14 protein-coding genes and 1 tRNA gene are annotated in these 18063 nt (G+C 52.5%); 8 read left to right on the top strand and 7 right to left on the bottom strand.

The window, feature by feature from the left end; genetic code table 11:
* Positions 1–49: 49 nt before the first annotated feature.
* The gene (locus tag AC6I8K_RS16265; RefSeq protein WP_483816273.1) at positions 50–1474 is read left to right on the top strand and encodes a GGDEF domain-containing protein; all 1425 of its coding nucleotides are present in this window, start codon (positions 50–52) and stop codon (positions 1472–1474) included.
* A gap of 14 nt (positions 1475–1488) precedes the next feature.
* Here AC6I8K_RS16265 and ddlA read toward each other — a convergent pair whose 3' ends face one another.
* Positions 1489–2583 (bottom strand): D-alanine--D-alanine ligase, encoded by a 1095-nt coding sequence (gene ddlA, locus AC6I8K_RS16260; protein ID WP_497827079.1) that lies wholly within the window; start codon positions 2581–2583, stop codon positions 1489–1491.
* Positions 2584–2849: 266 nt separating this feature from the next.
* Between ddlA and AC6I8K_RS16255 the strand changes: the two genes are divergently transcribed.
* From AC6I8K_RS16255 to AC6I8K_RS16240, 4 genes are all read left to right on the top strand, one after another.
* Positions 2850–5162 (top strand): type I secretion system permease/ATPase, encoded by a 2313-nt coding sequence (locus AC6I8K_RS16255; RefSeq protein WP_497827078.1) that lies wholly within the window; start codon positions 2850–2852, stop codon positions 5160–5162.
* Positions 5159–6400 (top strand): HlyD family type I secretion periplasmic adaptor subunit, encoded by a 1242-nt coding sequence (locus tag AC6I8K_RS16250; protein ID WP_064738450.1) that lies wholly within the window; start codon positions 5159–5161, stop codon positions 6398–6400. The genes AC6I8K_RS16255 and AC6I8K_RS16250 overlap by 4 nt, the downstream gene beginning before the upstream one ends.
* A 5-nt stretch (positions 6401–6405) precedes the next feature.
* Positions 6406–8247: a TolC family protein gene (locus AC6I8K_RS16245; RefSeq protein ID WP_497827077.1), complete on the top strand. Its 1842-nt coding sequence runs from the start codon at positions 6406–6408 to the stop codon at positions 8245–8247.
* 337 nt (positions 8248–8584) lie between these two features.
* On the top strand, positions 8585–9289 hold the full coding sequence (locus AC6I8K_RS16240) for an MgtC/SapB family protein (RefSeq protein ID WP_064738452.1): 705 nt from the start codon (positions 8585–8587) through the stop codon (positions 9287–9289).
* Positions 9290–9400: 111 nt separating this feature from the next.
* On the opposite strand, the gene AC6I8K_RS16235 is transcribed toward AC6I8K_RS16240, so the two are convergent.
* Together AC6I8K_RS16235 and AC6I8K_RS16230 are read right to left on the bottom strand one after the other, a co-directional pair.
* Positions 9401–9476, bottom strand: a tRNA-Ile gene (locus AC6I8K_RS16235).
* 189 nt (positions 9477–9665) lie between these two features.
* The gene (locus tag AC6I8K_RS16230) at positions 9666–10448 is read right to left on the bottom strand and encodes an SDR family NAD(P)-dependent oxidoreductase (RefSeq protein ID WP_483816218.1); all 783 of its coding nucleotides are present in this window, start codon (positions 10446–10448) and stop codon (positions 9666–9668) included.
* A 134-nt stretch (positions 10449–10582) separates the two neighbouring features.
* Between AC6I8K_RS16230 and AC6I8K_RS16225 the strand changes: the two genes are divergently transcribed.
* Complete coding sequence (locus AC6I8K_RS16225; RefSeq protein ID WP_497827076.1) at positions 10583–11170, top strand: TetR/AcrR family transcriptional regulator; 588 nt, start codon at positions 10583–10585, stop codon at positions 11168–11170.
* Positions 11167–11682, top strand: coding sequence for a G/U mismatch-specific DNA glycosylase (mug, locus tag AC6I8K_RS16220; protein WP_483816216.1), 516 nt, complete (start codon positions 11167–11169; stop codon positions 11680–11682). Before AC6I8K_RS16225 ends, mug begins: the two co-directional genes overlap by 4 nt.
* 62 nt (positions 11683–11744) lie before the next feature.
* Here mug and rpoD read toward each other — a convergent pair whose 3' ends face one another.
* The 3 genes from rpoD to rpsU all read right to left on the bottom strand — a co-directional run bounded on the left by rpoD (position 11745) and on the right by rpsU (position 16046).
* A complete protein-coding gene (rpoD, locus tag AC6I8K_RS16215) occupies positions 11745–13586 on the bottom strand; it encodes an RNA polymerase sigma factor RpoD (RefSeq protein ID WP_497827075.1) in 1842 nt (613 codons plus the stop codon).
* Positions 13587–13966: 380 nt separating this feature from the next.
* Positions 13967–15712: a DNA primase gene (gene dnaG, locus AC6I8K_RS16210; protein WP_483816215.1), complete on the bottom strand. Its 1746-nt coding sequence runs from the start codon at positions 15710–15712 to the stop codon at positions 13967–13969.
* Between the two features lie 118 nt (positions 15713–15830).
* Entirely contained in the window at positions 15831–16046 is a 216-nt protein-coding gene (rpsU, locus tag AC6I8K_RS16205) for a 30S ribosomal protein S21 (RefSeq protein WP_008103436.1), read from the bottom strand.
* A gap of 281 nt (positions 16047–16327) precedes the next feature.
* Between rpsU and tsaD the strand changes: the two genes are divergently transcribed.
* Complete coding sequence (gene tsaD, locus AC6I8K_RS16200; RefSeq protein WP_483816214.1) at positions 16328–17341, top strand: tRNA (adenosine(37)-N6)-threonylcarbamoyltransferase complex transferase subunit TsaD; 1014 nt, start codon at positions 16328–16330, stop codon at positions 17339–17341.
* A gap of 29 nt (positions 17342–17370) precedes the next feature.
* Here tsaD and plsY read toward each other — a convergent pair whose 3' ends face one another.
* Positions 17371–17970, bottom strand: coding sequence for a glycerol-3-phosphate 1-O-acyltransferase PlsY (plsY, locus tag AC6I8K_RS16195; protein ID WP_064738467.1), 600 nt, complete (start codon positions 17968–17970; stop codon positions 17371–17373).
* Positions 17971–18063 lie beyond the last annotated feature (93 nt).

Below are 18063 nucleotides of genomic sequence, written 5' to 3'. Positions count from 1 at the left end.
GATGCCTATGGCTGATGCCGGCACTTTCCAGGTTACAGGGTTCAGACGTATGCGCGTTATGCTGTTTGAAGAGAATAATTTTAAAAAGAATGCTCTCACACTGTTCTTCATTACGCTGTTTTTCTGCTTTATTGGCAGCCATTTACGCATCCCCGAAGAGTTTTCTCTGTTCTGGCCGGTCAATGCGTTGGTAGCCGGTTTAATGGTGAGGAACCCGTTTTTGCACACCACCTCCAGCTATCTGGTGTGCTTCAGTGCGATGATATTTAACGACACGGTATTTTCCGGCTGGGCGCTGCCCGCGTTTACCGTTAATTTTGCCAATATCCTGTTTATCCTCGTCGCGGTCAGCATGCTGATCAAACATCTGCAACGACCTTCAGCCAATAGTCAGGTGTTCAATGCTATGCGCATTTTCCCCGCCTGTTTTCTTGCTGCTGCAGCTTGTGCAACCTGGGGGGCGTGGGCGCAGGATATCGACTTCAATGCGCGCTTTATCGTGGCGTGGAGTGACTGGTTTAGCGAACAATTCTCCACTTCTCTGATGTTACTGCCAGTAATGCTGGCACGTCCGCTACGCTCGGTCTCACCCCGCACCTTGTTGCATCCCGGGAAACTACTGCCGCTGGCGGCGGTGCTGTTGTCGTTGATTATCGGGGCAATGATTGGCGGGGCGGGCAGCCTGACGTTCCCGGTGCCGGCGCTCATTTGGTGCGCCATCGTACTCCCCATCCCGCTGACCAGTTTGATGATTCTGATAACGGGTATTACCGAGATTGTGCTGGTATCCCACGGAGTCATGAATATTCAGGGTGACGACGCGCTGCTGCCGATTAGCCATCTCACGTCGGCACGCCTCGGCGTGGCCACCGTTGCGCTCAGTCCATTGCTGGTTGCCGTGAGCATGGATGCCATTCGCCAGTTGAATTATCGCCTCGCGTTACGCGCTAATTTTGATTTTCTCACTCAGCTGTTGTCGCGTTCTGGCCTGTATGAAAGCCTGAGAAATGAACCCTTTTCGCAGCAGCGTGAAGTAGGTGTAGTCATGCTCGATGTCGACTATTTCAAGGCCATTAACGACAATTTTGGCCACGATGCCGGCGATTGTGTGTTGGAAGAGATTGCGCGGAGGATTCAACGCGTGGTCGGTAATCGTGGCATGGTGTGTCGTTTCGGTGGGGAAGAGTTTGTGGTGGTCGTGTTTGATTGTAGCCACAGCCAGCTCTACCAGCTGGCCGAAACGGTGCGTCAGGCGATGGTCAAAGAGAAGTTCTGGATTCAGGGCAACACGGTGACGGTTACAGCCAGCTTAGGCCTGGCGCGCGGCAGTGCGCAGACTGAGCGGGAATGGCCGAGCGTCATTAACCGTTTGGTTTCAGCGGCGGACAAGAATTTGTATCTCTCTAAACGCAACGGTCGTAATCAAACCTCGCCGGCGATGGAACCGCGTAGCATAATGAATGACGTGGCCTGAGCCACGTCCGCCTTTCACACGCTGCTTTTCAGTTGGTTGGTTTGCTGGTGACGTTGCTGCGCCAGCTCAATCAGACGGGAAATCAGCTCGCTGTAGCTCAAGCCGGCTGCCTGCCATAACTTCGGATACATGCTGATGTTGGTGAATCCGGGTAATGTATTGACTTCATTGACAATGATTTCGCCACTGTCCGTCAGGAACACGTCAACGCGCGCCAGACCAAAACACTCTAATGCCTGAAACGCGGTAATCGCCACCTTACGAATCGCATCGCTGGCTTCATCGCTGATCGCGGCAGGAACCACCACCTGAGCGCCACTTTCGCTGATGTATTTGGTGTCATACGAGTAGAAGGCGTCATGCACGACCACTTCGCCGCACGGGCTGGCTTCCGGTGCATCATTACCCAACACCGCGCATTCAATCTCACGACCTTTAATCCCTTGCTCGATCAAGACTTTGCGATCGAAAGTAAAAGCCAGCTCCAGAGCAGTAGCAAATTCTTCAAGGCTATCGACTTTACTTACGCCAACCGACGATCCCTGGTTAGCCGGTTTGATAAACAGTGGCAAGCCCAAGCGCGCGATGACGGCCTCGGCATCAACATGCGCTCGCTGCGCCTGCGTCACACTGATCCACGGGGCGACATTAAGTCCGGCATCGCGCAGCAGACGTTTGGTGAAATCCTTGTCCATGCTGACGGCGGAACCGAGCACGTCAGAACCAACAAACGGCAGATTGGCCATGCGTAACAAACCCTGCAGCGAGCCATCTTCACCCAGCGTGCCGTGTACGATCGGGAAAATCACATCTACCTGTGACAGCGGCTGTGCCTGCTGACGGGTAATCAACTGTTGCGAGGAACTTCCGGGTACCAGCGCGACATTTTCACCTGAACGATTAAGGGCAATGAGCGTAGGATTCTCAGCGTTGAGTAAAAAACCCGATGCATCATTAAGATGCCATTCACCCTGTTTATCAATTCCCAGTAAAACCACCTCATACTTGCTCTTATCGATGGCTTCGAGGATGTTTTTGGCTGATTGTAATGACACTTCATGCTCAGCCGACTTGCCGCCAAACACTATCCCTACACGCTGTTTTGCCATTGCTATTTGTCCGATTGCGATAAAGCGAGCCAGTAAGATAACACGCCCAGGACAGCCATCAACAGCCTTGCTTTTTCCTGCATAAAGTCATGGAAAAAGCCTGTCGTCGTGCCCTTAGTCACGACTTTAAACAATTATTCATAACCGTTTGAGACAAGTCTTGGACGGCTCAAAACCTGCCTTCTGTCAGACTTTTCCCAATTCAAACAGGTACAACGGTGGGCAATGTGCTCACCGTTTTTTGTCAGGTTTACAGGAGTTGGGAAATGGTCGACCAGAAGCAGGATGCTGTGGAGCAGGATGCGCGTTCTGTTGCTCGTATTGAAACCACGGTGGATGACACGCTGTTAAAAAGCGTGGCTTGGATCTGCAAACACTATAAACGCGATAAAAGTGAAGAAGCGCTGGTGGCAGGTTTGCCTAAGGCCACGTTGCTTTCCCCATCACAGGCCATGACAGCGCTGGAAAATGCGGGCATTACCGGCGGTATGGTAGAGCGTCGTCTGCAGGATCTGCCGGAACAGTTGATGCCGATGATTCTGTTACGCAAAGAGGGCGGCGGCTGCATTGTGCTCTCGCGCCGCATTCACACTAATGAGGAAAATCAGCGCGAATTACGTTTTCAACTGGTGATGCCAGAAGTGAGCGCCTCTGCAGTAGAGATGAGCCTGGCAGAGCTGAATGAAATCTATGCCGGCTTTGCCGTGATGGCGAAACCCGCTGCCGTGGTTGATGAGCGCGCCAGTGAAATGCTGCCGGAAGTTAACGGTCATTGGCTGTTTACCACGCTGTGGCGCTATCGCCGGTATTACCGCAGCGCTGCGATTGCGGCGGTATTGATCAACGTACTGGGCCTTTCCAGCATCTTCTTCACCATGAACGTCTATGACCGCGTAGTGCCGAACCAGGCATTCGTAACACTGTGGTCATTGGCGATTGGTGTCACCATTGCCATGGTCTTCGAAGCCGTCACCCGTTTCGTGCGTGCGCATCTGCTGGACATGGCCGGTAAAAAGGCTGATTTAGTGCTCGGCAGCATGCTATTCCGCCAGGCGCTCTCTATTCAGATGGAGCACAAACCGGCTTCCTCGGGTACGTTTGCCAACCAGATTCGTGAGTATGAATCGGTGCGTGATTTCGTGGCCTCCGCCACGCTGGCGGCGATCTCTGATTTGCCCTTCATCCTGATGTTTGTCGGCGTGATCTTCTTTATCAGCGGTCCGCTAGCGATCATTCCGCTGATGATGATCCCGTTGATCATCATCGTCAGTGCCGCGATCCAGTGGCCGCTGGCGCGCATCATGAAAGAGAACCTGCGTGATGCCTCACTCAAGCAAGGTGTGCTGATTGAGTCGGTTGAAGGTATGGAAACGCTGAAGGCGGTAGGCGGCGAAGCACACATGCAGCGCCGCTGGGAAAACTTCAGTGCATTGCAATCAGCTAACTCAATGAAATCGAAGCGTTACTCCACGCTGGCAACCGGCGTAGTGACGTTCCTGCAGCAGTTCCAGACAGTGATGTTGGTGGTTGCCGGTGTTTATCTGATCAATGAAGGCACGTTTACCATGGGTGCGATGATCGCCACCGTGATGCTCGCCAGCCGCGCCACCGGCCCACTCGGGCAGGTGATTGGTCTGGCTGTACGTTATCAGCAGGCAAAAGCGGCATTAACCTCGCTCAATAAGCTGATGGAGATGCCTGTCGATCGTGACAGCAGCAAAACCTATCTCACCGATCCACCGCTGAGTGGTGAGATCACGCTGACCAACGTCAACTTCTCCTATCCGGCACCGCCGATGAAACCGAACCCGGAGATTCTCAAAGATATCTCGTTGAGCATCAAAGCCGGAGAACGCGTAGCGATTCTTGGCCGCATCGGTAGCGGTAAATCCACCTTATTACGTGTGATGGCACGTCTTTATCAACCGGTGAAAGGGCAGCTTTCGGCCGATGGTCTGGATGTTAACCAGATTGATCCAGCGGACTGGCGCAAAGCCGTTGGTTTTGTCGGCCAGGATGCGCGCCTGTTTTACGGCACGCTGCGTGAAAACGTGATGATTGGGCGCCCAGATGCGACGGCCAGTGAGCTGCTGCGCGTGCTGAATCTGACCGGTTTAGATCAAGTCGCTGCACGCCATCCAAGTGGCATCAATTTAACCGTAGGTGAGGGCGGTGAAGGCTTGTCCGGCGGTCAGCGTCAGCTGGTTTCACTGGCCAGAACACTGTTAACGCGTCCCAAAGTATTGCTGATGGATGAGCCGACCAGCGCGATGGATAGCATGACTGAAAACCAATTCCTCGCCCACTTACGTCGTGCCAGTGAAGGACACACGCTGATTGTAGTGACGCATCGTCCGTCCATTCTGGCGCTGGTTGACCGCATCATCGTGGTTGAGGAAGGAAAAGTGGTTGCGGATGGCCCGAAAGAGCAGGTTCTGGCCGCGCTGGAAGGCAAAAATAAAGCGCGTCCGCAGCCGCGTCAGGCGGTTGAACAGGCAGTTCGTCCGCCAGAACCCGCAAACGATGCTTCGGCGGCGTCAGCGCCAGCAGAAGCCCCAGCAGAGGAGGCTGCAGTATGAGTAAGTTGATGCCATGGCGTAAAAGTGCAAAGAACCTTTCTGCCGCTGATGCGGAGTTTATGAACGACGTGCAGGCTTCTTTGCTGTCGCAAACCACGCCCGGTTCGAAGCTGGTGATGTGGATCATCATTGCTGTCCTCGTGGGCGGATTGACCTGGGCTAATTACGCGCGTGTTGAAGAGATAACGAAAGGCGATGGCAAAGTCATTTCACGCAGCCGCGAGCAGGTTATTCAGAGCCTGGAAGGCGGCATTCTGGCGGAGATGAATGTGCGGGAAGGCACGGTTGTCGATCGCGGTGAAGTATTGCTAAAGATCGATCCTACTCGTGCGCAGTCCAGCTATCGCGAAGTCTTGAGCAAAGTGGTGGGCTTGAAAGGTAGCATTGCACGTCTGCGTGCAGAAGCCTATTCACAGCCACTTTCCTTTGATGAGCAGGTGAAAAGCGATCCCGCTGTTGTTGCCCAGGAAACCAAAGCGTATGAATCACGCAAGCGCGCGTTAAATGACAGCATTACCTCATTACAACGTAGCTATGCGCTGTCAATGCGCGAGATTCATTTGGCGGAACCGCTGGCGGCAAAAGGTTTGCTGTCGGAAGTCGAGCTACTGCGTATGCAGCGTCAGGCGAACGATATTCAGGCTCAGATTGTTGAACGACGTAACCGCTATCAATCTGACGCTCATACCGAGTTGGGCCGCCTGGAATTAGAGCTGAGCCAGGTGAGCGAAAACCTGATTGGTCGTGCCGATATCGTTGATCGCACCACGGTCACTGCACCCGTGCGCGGTACGGTTAAAAACGTGCGCGTAAATACCATTGGCGGCGTTATTCAACCCGGTGAACACATTCTCGAAATCGTACCGCTGGAAGAGCAGCTGCTGGTGGAAGGAAAAATTCGGCCATCGGATGTCGCCTTCCTGCGTCCTGGTCTGCCGGCCAAAGTGAAAATCACCGCTTATGACTTTGCCATTTATGGTGGGCTTGATGGACATGTTGAGTACATCAGTCCAGACACCCTAAAAGACGATCAAAAAGCCGCGAGTGGACGTCCAGACGATACCTACTATCGCGTATTGATCCTGACCGATAAAAGCACGCTGCATGCGGGTAATAAAGATCTGCCGATCATACCCGGCATGATCGCTACCGTTGAAGTGCGCACGGGTGAGAAGACCATTCTCGATTACCTGTTGAAGCCAGTTCTGAAAGCCAAAGAAGCATTCCGCGAGCGTTAATAATCATGAAAAATAATAACAAGATGCGCCACGCAAAGGCGCGTCATCTCTCTTTGCTTGCCGTTTGTGTCGCGGTTGTCATGGCGCCTGCGATCAATGTCATGGCTGATTCCACCAGTGAGCTGATGATGTTTGCGGAAATGAGCGGCCAGCGCCCGGCCGCTCCGGCGGCGGCATCGATAAAGCCAGTGCGAACTCAACCTTTGCCGGTTGCTGCTCCGGCAGCGCGGCCAATCTTTGTTGAAAGGCAAGTGCCTGCACCGGTGGCCTACAGTGCTGCGCCGGTTCAGCCAGCAACGCCACCCGTTTCTCCGCCTGTGGTGGTAGACGTTTCGCCGCAACGGGTCAATGTCGAGCAGCCCGTTCAGATCAAATCCAGGCCGACTCAGCCCGCTGAGACGCAGGGCGGAGGCTTCCTGACTGAAGAGCAGCGTCGTCCACAACCCCAGCCGTTTAATCCGATGCAACCGGCGCTTAAGGTAAGCCCACAGCAATCTGCGCCAACGGCGACTTATGCGCCAGCAGAAAGCTCAACGTCGGATTTCAAATATGTTAGCCAGCCAGTAGCCGATGCGGCAGTGAGGCTTTCGCCTGTAACCTTGAGCGGAACAGCCAATGAAACGGTGGCTGAGAGCGAAGTACGTCAAAAGTTTCTCTCAGCAGCACGCATCACCTGGCGTATAAGTCCGTCGTTAAAGTCTTATATCGCCCAAGGTGATGCGGCTGAAGCCAGCGTTGATGAAGCTAAAGGGCAACGCTGGCCGCAGGTGGACGTCAGTGCAGCTTCCGCGACCAAGGAGTTTGGCAGTGGGGCTAAAAACTATGAATATCAGGGTAATAAGCCTTCGTTAGGCGTTTCGGTAGCAACCAATCTTATCGATTTCGGCCAAACCAGCCGTACTATTGAAAGTCGCGAGGAGCGCGTTACGTCTGCACTGCAATCAGTGCAGGCACAGCGTGAAGATTTGGCGATGCAGGTCAGTAATGCATTGATTGAGTGGAATAAACAGCAGCACGTCATTGCAATTAGCAAGCAGTATCTGGCGCGTATGGCGGAGCTGACCAAAATGCTCAGCGGTATTGTTCAGTCAGATACCGGACGTCGCAGTGAACTGACGCAGGCAAAAGGGCGCTTGTTGCAAGCACAGAGCTACCTGGAAAATGCCGAATCACGCGCACGTGATGTCGAAATCACTCTGAATCGTTTGATGGGCAACAGTCGTGTGACTTTACCGGCCAGCGATAAGTGGTCGCTTTCCTTTGGTGATTTAAATCGCCAGCTCGCGAGTCTGGATGTGCATCCGCTGATCTTGCGCGCCAGCGCCGAAGAACGAGCGGCTTTCAAAGAAGCGGAAGCGATTAAAGCCTCGGGCTTACCAAAACTGAACTGGACCGTCAGTAAAAACACGCGGGAAGATCAATACGGACGCCAGCCTGCATGGCAAACCGGGCTGAACGTCTCCTGGGGTTTATTCCGTGGCGGTTCAACCAACGCACAAGAAATTGCTGCGATTAAACGGGCTGAAGCGAGCCGTCAGCAGGTGCAGGAGCAGCGCCGCGATCTGGAAAACCGTGTGCGTGCAGCAAGTCAGAATGCACACTCAACAGCGGAACGCGCCGTGTTGTACAAAAACCTGATTGTGGAATCCGATCGTATACGTAAGGACTTCTTCGATCAGTGGTATCACTTAGGCCGCCGTTCATTGCTGGACGTACTGAGTGCAGAAAGCGATCTTTACAACAACCAGGTTAGCGAAGTTACTAACCGTTTTGATAGTTATGCCGCCATTATCAGCGGTTATGCTAACTCAGGAACGCTAAGCCGTTGGCTACTGACGGGAAAATAATGCACAGACAAACCCGCTTCGGCGGGTTTTTTTAACCCAACGTAAACGAACTGAATTTTTGAGTTGGCGGCGCGGCATAAGTCACTTTAGAATCGCGGCGAATTTTTACCCAAGAGGAGAGCGACATTGGACATTTGTCCCGAACGATTACAGCAGGACCTCGCGGTAAGATAGCCTTAAAGCTGTCTTAACTGCCTGTTAAGACGGTGGATTTCCTTCCAGAATCACCCCTTTTCATTAGCATGATGCAGCTGATTCCTGGCTGTATTAGCACTGTCTGTGATCCATTATTTAACCGGATATTCCGCAAACAAAGAGTGGCGGAGTGGGGTCTGACATGGATTGGAAAATCTTTTTATTGCGCGTCACCGTCGCGCTGGTATTGGGCGCACTGATCGGTTGTGAGCGCCAGTTACGTCAACGTATGACCGGATTGCGCACCAATGCGCTGGTTAGCACCGGCGCTTGTCTCTTCGTTCTGATGACTCAAAGCGTGCCTGGCATCGCAACCGACGCATCGCGCGTTGCAGCCTATGTGGTTTCCGGTATCGGTTTTCTCGGCGGCGGCGTAATCATGCGTGATGGTTTAAATATTCGCGGATTGAATACCGCCGCCACCTTGTGGTGTACCGCCGCCATTGGCGTGCTGTGCAGCATGGGATTGCTGCTGGAAGCGACGATCGGCTGCATGATGATCCTGTGCGCGAATATTCTGCTGCGTGAACTGGCTTTAGGGATTAATCGACAAAACATCGTCTCTGCAGCCGAAGCGATACAACATTATAAAGTTCAAATTATCTGTTTGGCGCAAGATGAGGTTCAGGTTCGTAGTCTGATGCTGCACACGCTGGGCGGCAGCGGCCTGCGGCTGCAATCGTTGCACAGTGAAGATATGGATCCACCGCATCGTATGGAGGTGAATGCCGAAGTGATTGGTCATCCAACGTTAACCGATCAGCTTGAAAGCCTGGTGAGCCGCATTAGTCTGGAAAAAGGTGTGAGTTCGGTAAGATGGCAGGTGAGTGATTTAGAACATGATTGATATCAACAAATGCATTGGCAAACGTATCGCCATTTAATCGCTACTTTGCAATACCAACAAAAAGCCACCTTGAAAGAGGTGGCTTAATAGTATGATTTTCATCACTAAATTTGGTGGCCCCTGCTGGGTTTGAACCAGCGACCAAGCGATTATGAGTCGCCTGCTCTAACCACTGAGCTAAGGGGCCAGCGGAGCGGGGATTATAGAGTATCTTGTTAGGGTGATCCAGAGTTCACCATTTGGTTGGTGAAAATTACAGCAATGGCTGACTCTTTGATCTCCAAAAGAAAAATCTATCATGCCATGCTTTATCGCTTATTAAGCGCCCAATCATCATTGGTTTTTGAGACCAGGCTCATTCGAAAGTTTGCCAATGCTACAAATAGCGCGATGCAGGCTTGTTGAGCGAGATGAAGGGCAATATGGCGATGCGTGCTTCTTCGTACGTTTGCCAAAGCTGCATATCTTCCACGGACGGGATAGTCACCAACTCACCGGCATCAAGTCCACGTAGCGCTGCCGAGACTAAATCGTCCACTTCCATCAACATCTCTGCCGGAAGTTCGTGGATAGATTTTCCTGCGCGCTCAAAGATCTCGGTACGCGTTAAACCGGGCAGTACAGCTTGCACACGCACACCACTATCGGCTAATTCGCGATGCAGATTACGAGTCAGGGAAAGCACATACGCTTTACTGGCGTTGTACGCCCCATTCGCCGATTCGCTCACCAGCGCTAGCACCGAAGCAATATTCACAATCGTGCCAGTGTGACGTGCACGAAATACCTGGGCTGCACTGTGGGCCAGCTGCGTCAGCGCAACGATATTCAACGTTAGCATCGTTTGTATTTTCGCGATGTCACCGTCAAGAAATTCGCCTTCTACTGTCATGCCGGCGTTGTTGATCAAAAGAGTAATTGCATTATTTTGCTGGATTTCGCGATCGATTCTTTGCAAATCATCGTGCCTGGTTAGGTCTGCAACTAATACGCCGACTTCAACGCCGTGCGCCTCGCGCAGTGATTGTGCCAATGCCTTGAGCCTGGCTTCATCGCGCGCCACCAGAATCAGGTTTGTGCCGTGTGCTGCCAGTTGTTTTGCATAGGTCGCGCCAATACCACTTGATGCGCCGGTGATCAAAGCCAATTGTTGTGACATGGAATGTCCCTCTAGATGATGGTTATCATATTTACGTAGGTTAATATGACGATCATAATATTTACCGTCAAGCTAGAATATGATGGTTGTAATAATTACACTGATTGCCATCAACGATGTCGGAGTCAATAAAGATGGAAAAGCTGAGCCATAAAGCGCGTACACGACAGCGCATTTTGGATGAGGCCTCTGTGGTGATGCGCGAGAACGGAACTGAAAGCATTGGCGTCGCAGCGCTGATGAAGCGCGTGGGCTTAACACACGGCGGATTTTATGCACATTTCGCTTCTCGCGAGGATCTGGTGCAAGCGGTGATTGCTGAAATGTTTACCGATTCAGCGCGCCGCTTTGCGGGTATCACTTCAATCAACGATCCCGCTGAACGACTGAATCAGCTGATTGATAACTATTTGTCTGAGCAGCATTGCAACACGCCGGGTGAAGGCTGTCCGCTTCCTGCGCTGATAAGTGAAATGGCGCATTTGCCGGTCGAGGCGCGCACGCTATTTTCCCAGCAACGAGAAGCGATGCGGCAGCGTTTGGCAATGACGCTACGTGAACTCAATCATCCGCACGCAAACGACGCGTCCACCACGATATTGGCTGAGATGGTTGGCGCGGTAGCAATGGCACGCGCCTGTCCGGACCACGAGGAGGCTCGCACTATGTTAGCAAGCAGCCGTCGATCGGTTAAACAACGCGCCGGACTGGAGGCTGCATGAGTGAGCACGATATCCGTGACATCATCGCGCCTGATTTACAGGTACTGTTCTGTGGCATTAATCCGGGCAAGTCGTCGGCGCACACCGGATTTCACTTTGCGCATCCCGGTAATCGTTTCTGGAAAGTGATATATCAGGCTGGCTTTACGCGTGAGTTGCTTAAACCCGAACAGGAGCAGCGGCTGATGGAAACCGGCTGTGGCATCACGATGCTGGTTGAGCGTCCGACAGTGCAGGCTAATGAGCTAGGCGGTGATGAGCTTCGCGACGGTGGTTCACGTTTGCAGCAAAAGATTCTCCGCTATCAGCCGCGTGCGTTGGCGGTGTTGGGCAAGGATGCTTTTCAGAAAGCGTTTCGCCAGCGCAAAGTTGAGTGGGGCGAACAATCGCAAACGCTGGGTGAAACGCGTCTATGGGTGCTGCCCAATCCGAGCGGTTTGAATCGTGCGACGCTGGAAGAGATGGTCGAATCTTATCGCCAACTGCATGACTGGCTACAGATTAACGCGTGAAACACTGATTTTCAGGCAATAAAAAACCCCGGCAAGCCGGGGTTCTTTCGTCTCGACAACGATTAATCGTCGAGGAAGCTACGCAGTACTTCAGAGCGGCTTGGGTGACGCAGTTTACGCAGCGCCTTGGCTTCGATCTGACGAATACGCTCACGCGTTACGTCAAACTGTTTGCCTACCTCTTCCAGCGTGTGGTCGGTGTTCATATCAATACCGAAACGCATACGCAGAACTTTCGCTTCACGCGCAGTCAGGCCAGCCAACACGTCGTGGGTAGCTGAGCGCAGGCTTTCCGAGGTTGCGGAATCCAGCGGCAGCTCCAGCGTGGTGTCTTCGATAAAATCGCCCAGATGCGAATCTTCATCATCACCAATCGGCGTCTCCATAGAGATTGGCTCTTTAGCGATTTTCAGCACTTTGCGGATCTTATCTTCCGGCATCAGCATACGTTCAGCCAACTCTTCCGGCGTCGGTTCGCGACCCATCTCTTGCAGCATCTGACGCGAAATACGGTTAAGTTTGTTGATAGTCTCAATCATATGCACCGGAATACGGATGGTGCGCGCCTGGTCAGCGATAGAGCGGGTGATAGCCTGACGAATCCACCATGTCGCGTAAGTTGAGAACTTATAACCACGACGGTATTCAAACTTATCAACCGCTTTCATCAAGCCGATGTTGCCTTCCTGAATCAGATCGAGGAACTGCAGACCACGGTTGGTGTATTTCTTCGCGATGGAGATAACCAGACGTAAGTTCGCTTCAACCATCTCTTTCTTCGCACGACGCGCTTTCGCTTCGCCAATTGACATGCGACGGTTGATGTCCTTCACCTGCTCGATAGTCAAGCCCGTTTCTTCTTCGATCTGCTGCAGTTTGTACAGCGAACGATTCACATCATCTTCAACATCCAGCAGTTTTTCTGACCATGGCTTGTTCATAGCCAGCGCGGCTTTAAACCAGCTTGGGTTAGTTTCGTTGCCGGTAAACAACGTGATGAAGTTTTTCTTCGGCATTTTGCACAGTTCAATACACAGCTTCATGATCAGGCGCTCTTGCGTACGCACGCGCTCCATCATTTCACGCATATTGTTTACCAGGTAATCGAACTGCTTCGGTACCAGGCGGAACTGCTTGAACACTTCAGAGAGGTTCTGGATTTCGGCAACGGCGTCAGCATGGCTGCGGCCTTTGGCTTTGATGACGGTACGCGTCGTTTCGTACTGCGTACGCAGGTCGCCAAACTTCTCGCGAGCCAGTTCTGGGTCGATAGAATTATCGTCGTCAGAGCTGTCATCATCCTCTTCATCTTCTTCTTCGTCGTCATTCCGATCTTCCTGAGATAACTCAGAACCCACGTGCGTGGCGGTCGGCGCGATATCTTCTTCCGCGTTAGGATCGATGAATCCGATGATTAAGTCTGACAGTCGATAGTCGCCCGCTTCTACGCGATCATACTGATCGAGCAGATAGGTGATCGCTTCCGGATATTCGGCTACAGAGCATTGGACCTGATTGATACCGTCTTCGATGCGCTTAGCGATGTCAATTTCGCCTTCACGCGTCAGCAGTTCAACGGTACCCATTTCACGCATATACATGCGCACCGGGTCGGTAGTACGGCCAATTTCAGATTCAACACTGGATAAAACCTGAGCGGCGGCTTCTGCGGCATCTTCGTCAGTATCGGAGCTGTTTTCATTCAGTATCAGATCATCAGCATCAGGCGCTTCTTCTACAACCTGAATACCCATGTCATTAATCATCTGGATGATGTCTTCGATCTGATCGGAGTCGACGATATCTTCCGGCAGATGGTCATTGACCTCAGCATAGGTCAAATAGCCTTGCTCCTTACCACGGGTGACAAGTAGCTTAAGCTGTGACTGCGGGTTTTGCTCCATAAGACGGTATCCACACTTCTGTTAATTAGATTGGTGTCGGTCGGCGCGAGCCAACTATAACAGTGAAGGCGTTGTGTTTTTGCCGCTGCCTACATCGCGGCCAGGGCCTTTGCCCTCATATAATCGGCACTTAAGCCGCTTGTGTTCTTTCCGAGGCTAACTTACTTGCCATTTTCAGCGCTGGCAGTGCTCGCACTCCTCACGTACTTCAGTACGCTCCGGGTGCTGCGCGCTGGCAGCACTGAAACTGGCTGCGACGTTAACGCCTCTAAATCTTGAGCTGTTTGTTTTCCGGTTCGCTTATCGCGTCTAACAATCCGGAAATGACTGAGCCAGAATGCGGTTTTTAACGTGCTTGCCGTTCAGACCCAGTTAAAATCTTATTTTTTCGCTAATGCCTGGCTTAAAGCCCAGAATTCGCGGCGTTCGATGGCGCTTAAGCCTTCAGTTCGCTCGCGTGCGATCAGCGCTTCAAGGCGCTGTTCGAGCGCGGAATCGTAAATGCTCGCCAGTGAATCCTGGAACACTTCTTCCGCCTCTTCATCCACTATCATGTGGTTCCAGGTGGCCAGTGTTTCAAGGGTCTGGCTAAAATTTGTTCCGCGATATAACTCTAGTAGCTGTCCGGTGGTCAAGCCAGGATTCTCTGTACAACGGCTGACTAACTCCACAAATAGCGGTAAACCCGCCATTTTCGACTGCTCTAATCCATCCAGTGTAGGCACGATGGAGGCAAACTGTGGGTTCTGCACTAATAACGCAATCAACACGCGCATGGTGGTGCGTTTCAACGGTGGGGCAGTTGGCAGCACGCCACTTTCTGCCAGCTTCGGCATCAGCTTGTCTAACTGGTTATCGTCAAGAATCCCAAGTTTATTACCCAATGTTTGACGCATATAAATGCGCAGCGTTTCACCGGGGATCTGACTAATCAGCGGTAACGCCAGTGTTGCCAGCTTGGTCTTGCCGTCGCGTGTGCTCAAATCCACTTGCGGCATCAGGCTGTCGAACAAAAACGTGGAGAGCGGTGTAGCTTGCTCCATCCGCGCTTCAAAGGCTGCTTTGCCCTCTTTGCGTACCAGCGTGTCCGGATCCTCGCCATCAGGCAAAAACATAAAGCGTAGCTGACGACCATCATTCATGTAAGGCAATGCAGTTTCGAGCGTACGCCATGCCGCTTCACGTCCGGCTCGGTCACCGTCATAACAGCAAATCACGGTATCGGTTGAACGGTAAAGCAGCTGAACGTGTTCAGCAGTGGTCGAGGTGCCTAACGACGCTACAGCATAATCAATGCCGAATTGCGCCAGTGCCACCACGTCCATATAACCTTCGACAACCAGTAAACGCGTGGGTTGCGGATGATTTTTCTGCGCTTCATAAAGCCCGTATAACTGGCGGCCTTTATGGAAAATCGGTGTTTCAGGCGAGTTCAGATACTTCGGCGTGTCGTTGCCCAGCACGCGACCACCAAAACCAATCACGCGGCCACGCTTATCGCGGATAGGGAACATCACGCGATCGCGGAAGCGATCATAGGTGCGGCCTGAGTCATTGCTGACCAACATGCCGGCTTCCATCAGTGATTCGCGATCATCTTTCTGCTGCCCAAAGCGCTTCAGTGCATTATCCCAACCGGCAGGTGCATAGCCGATAGCGAAGTGATCGATCACTTCCTGACTAAGACCACGGGTGGCGAGATAGTGCTGTGCAGATTGCGCTTGTGGATTACGCAGGCTCTGTTGATAGAAGTCGTTAAGACCTTCCAGCAACTGATAAAGACTTTGACGTTGATGGCGCTCCATCTGGCTAGGGCCATTGCCCGCTTCATAGGGCACTTCTAAGCCATGAAGCGTGGCCAGCTCCTCAACGCTTTCAACAAATTCCAGACGATCGTGATTCATCAGGAAGTCGATAGCGTTGCCTTTGGCGCCACAGCCGAAGCAGTAATAAAACTGCTTCTCACCGCTTACGGTAAAAGAGGGGGTTTTCTCATTATGAAAAGGACAGCACGCGTGATAGTTCTTACCCTGCTTTTTCAGCTTAACGCGAGCATCGATGATATCCACGATGTCCGTGCGGGCAAGTAAGTCGTTGATAAATATGCGTGGAATTCGTCCAGCCATAAGCCCCGATTTTTCAGCTCATAAACGACAACAAGCCGCGCTTCCTTTCGGAAAGCACGGCCTTTTACTTGACTCTGTCTGCGTTTATCACGCGGCGGAAGCGAACTTCCGCAAGAAATTAGTACAGACGAGTGCGGCGTGCGTTTTCGCGAGCCAGTTTCTTGGCGTGACGCTTAACTGCAGATGCTTTAGCGCGCTTACGCTCAGTGGTAGGCTTCTCGTAGAACTCACGGCTACGAACTTCTGCCAAAACACCTGCTTTCTCGCATGAACGCTTAAAGCGACGCAGTGCTACGTCGAACGGCTCGTTTTCACGTACTTTAATTACCGGCATGTAACTCTTACCTCGATAAAATTCGGTTTTTGCTGCTGACTGCGGCGCCAGCACATTTCAAAATGGTGCAGCATTTTACTCCAGCCGCGGCTGACTTGTAAAGCACCATGTATAATTTAGAACCAACAGGGGCATATGCCATCGCGGCTGCCGGTTTTTTCAGGCCGTGGAGTATAGCGCACTCTTTGTGCGACAGAAAAACACTTTTTCAGGGGCAAAGTCTCTGGCGTAAGAATTGCCTGTGTTACACTGCGCGCCGCACGAAGAGGGTGATAAAAGCTATGCGAGTTCTGGGTATTGAAACGTCCTGCGATGAAACCGGCATCGCGATATATGATGATGCGTCCGGTCTGCTGGCAAATCAATTATATAGCCAGGTCAAACTGCATGCCGATTACGGCGGCGTGGTGCCTGAACTGGCATCGCGTGACCACGTACGTAAAACCGTGCCGCTGATTCAGGCTGCACTAAAAGAAGCCGGCCTTGAGCCGCAGCAAATTGATGGTGTGGCTTACACTGCAGGGCCAGGTTTAGTGGGTGCGCTGCTGGTTGGTGCCACCATTGGCCGTGCGTTGGCGTTCGCCTGGAATGTGCCGGCAGTACCGGTGCATCACATGGAAGGGCATCTGTTGGCGCCGATGCTGGAAGAGAATCCACCTGAATTTCCCTTTGTTGCGCTGCTGGTTTCCGGCGGGCACACGCAGTTAATCAGCGTGACCGGCATTGGAGAATACACTTTGCTGGGGGAATCGATTGACGATGCTGCAGGTGAAGCCTTTGATAAAACGGCCAAATTGCTCGGTCTGGATTATCCCGGCGGACCGATGCTGTCGCGCATGGCGCAGCAGGGCACTCCAAACCGTTTCCGCTTCCCGCGGCCAATGACCGATCGTCCGGGGCTGGATTTCAGCTTCTCCGGCTTAAAGACTTTCGCGGCAAACACCATTCGTGAGCATCAGGGCGATGAGCAAGCGCGCGCTGATATCGCCCGCGCGTTTGAGGATGCAGTGGTCGATACGTTGATGATTAAGTGCAAACGTGCGCTTGATCAAACCGGCTTCAAACGTTTGGTAATTGCGGGTGGCGTCAGCGCGAACCGCACGCTGCGTGAGCGAATGGCCGAGATGATGCAAAAGCGTGGCGGCGAAGTGTTTTATGCGCGCCCTGAGTTTTGCACCGATAACGGTGCGATGATTGCTTACGCTGGCATGGTGCGCCTCAAAGGCGGCACAAGCGGGGGACTCGGCGTCAGTGTACGGCCGCGTTGGCCACTGTCAGAATTGCCCGCCATCTAAAACGAAAAAACCGGCCTCGCGCCGGTTTTTTATTTCTTCTTCTTCCGCTTCCAGATTTTATTTTCCTGTCCGCGCCACAGGCGCTGGATGTTGTCGTGATGCCGCAAAAGAATCAGGCAGGACAGCATAGATACGGGAAAAGTGAATTGTGGTTTGAACCACCACACGTAAAACGGTGCGATGAGCGCGCTAACAATTGCGCCGAGTGAGGAGTAGCCACTCAGCAACACCGTCAGCAGCCAGGTACCGGTCATTAACCCCGTTAAATCCCAGCCAATCGGCGCAATGGCACCAAATGCCGTCGCCACGCCTTTACCGCCGCGGAAACGAAAGAATACTGGATAAATATGGCCGAGGCAGGCAGCAATCGCCGTTAATCCAAGATAGAGCGGCGTAACATGCAGCAGATAAGCGATCCACACGGGAAGCATGCCTTTCGCCACGTCAAAAATCAGTACCGCGGCAGCGGCAACTTTGCCTCCAATGCGCAAAACGTTGGTCGCGCCAGGATTACCTGAGCCTTCCAGGCGCGGATCGGGTAAACCAGCCAGTTTACACACCAGAATCGCACTGGAAATCGAGCCGCACAGATACGCGAAAATAATCATACCAAGCGCGATAGCACTCATAGCGTCGTACCGTTCCTTTTGGGTCGTTTTGTTCTCGATAAGCGTGGATAATACGCATAATCCGCCGGAAGTGGTATCCGGCTTAGCCAAAAA

The organism is Pantoea sp. X-Soil-ISGK-421 (genome assembly GCF_059730785.1).
Note: the sequence above shows the minus strand (reverse complement) of the source record. Positions and strands in the feature narration are given on the sequence as shown.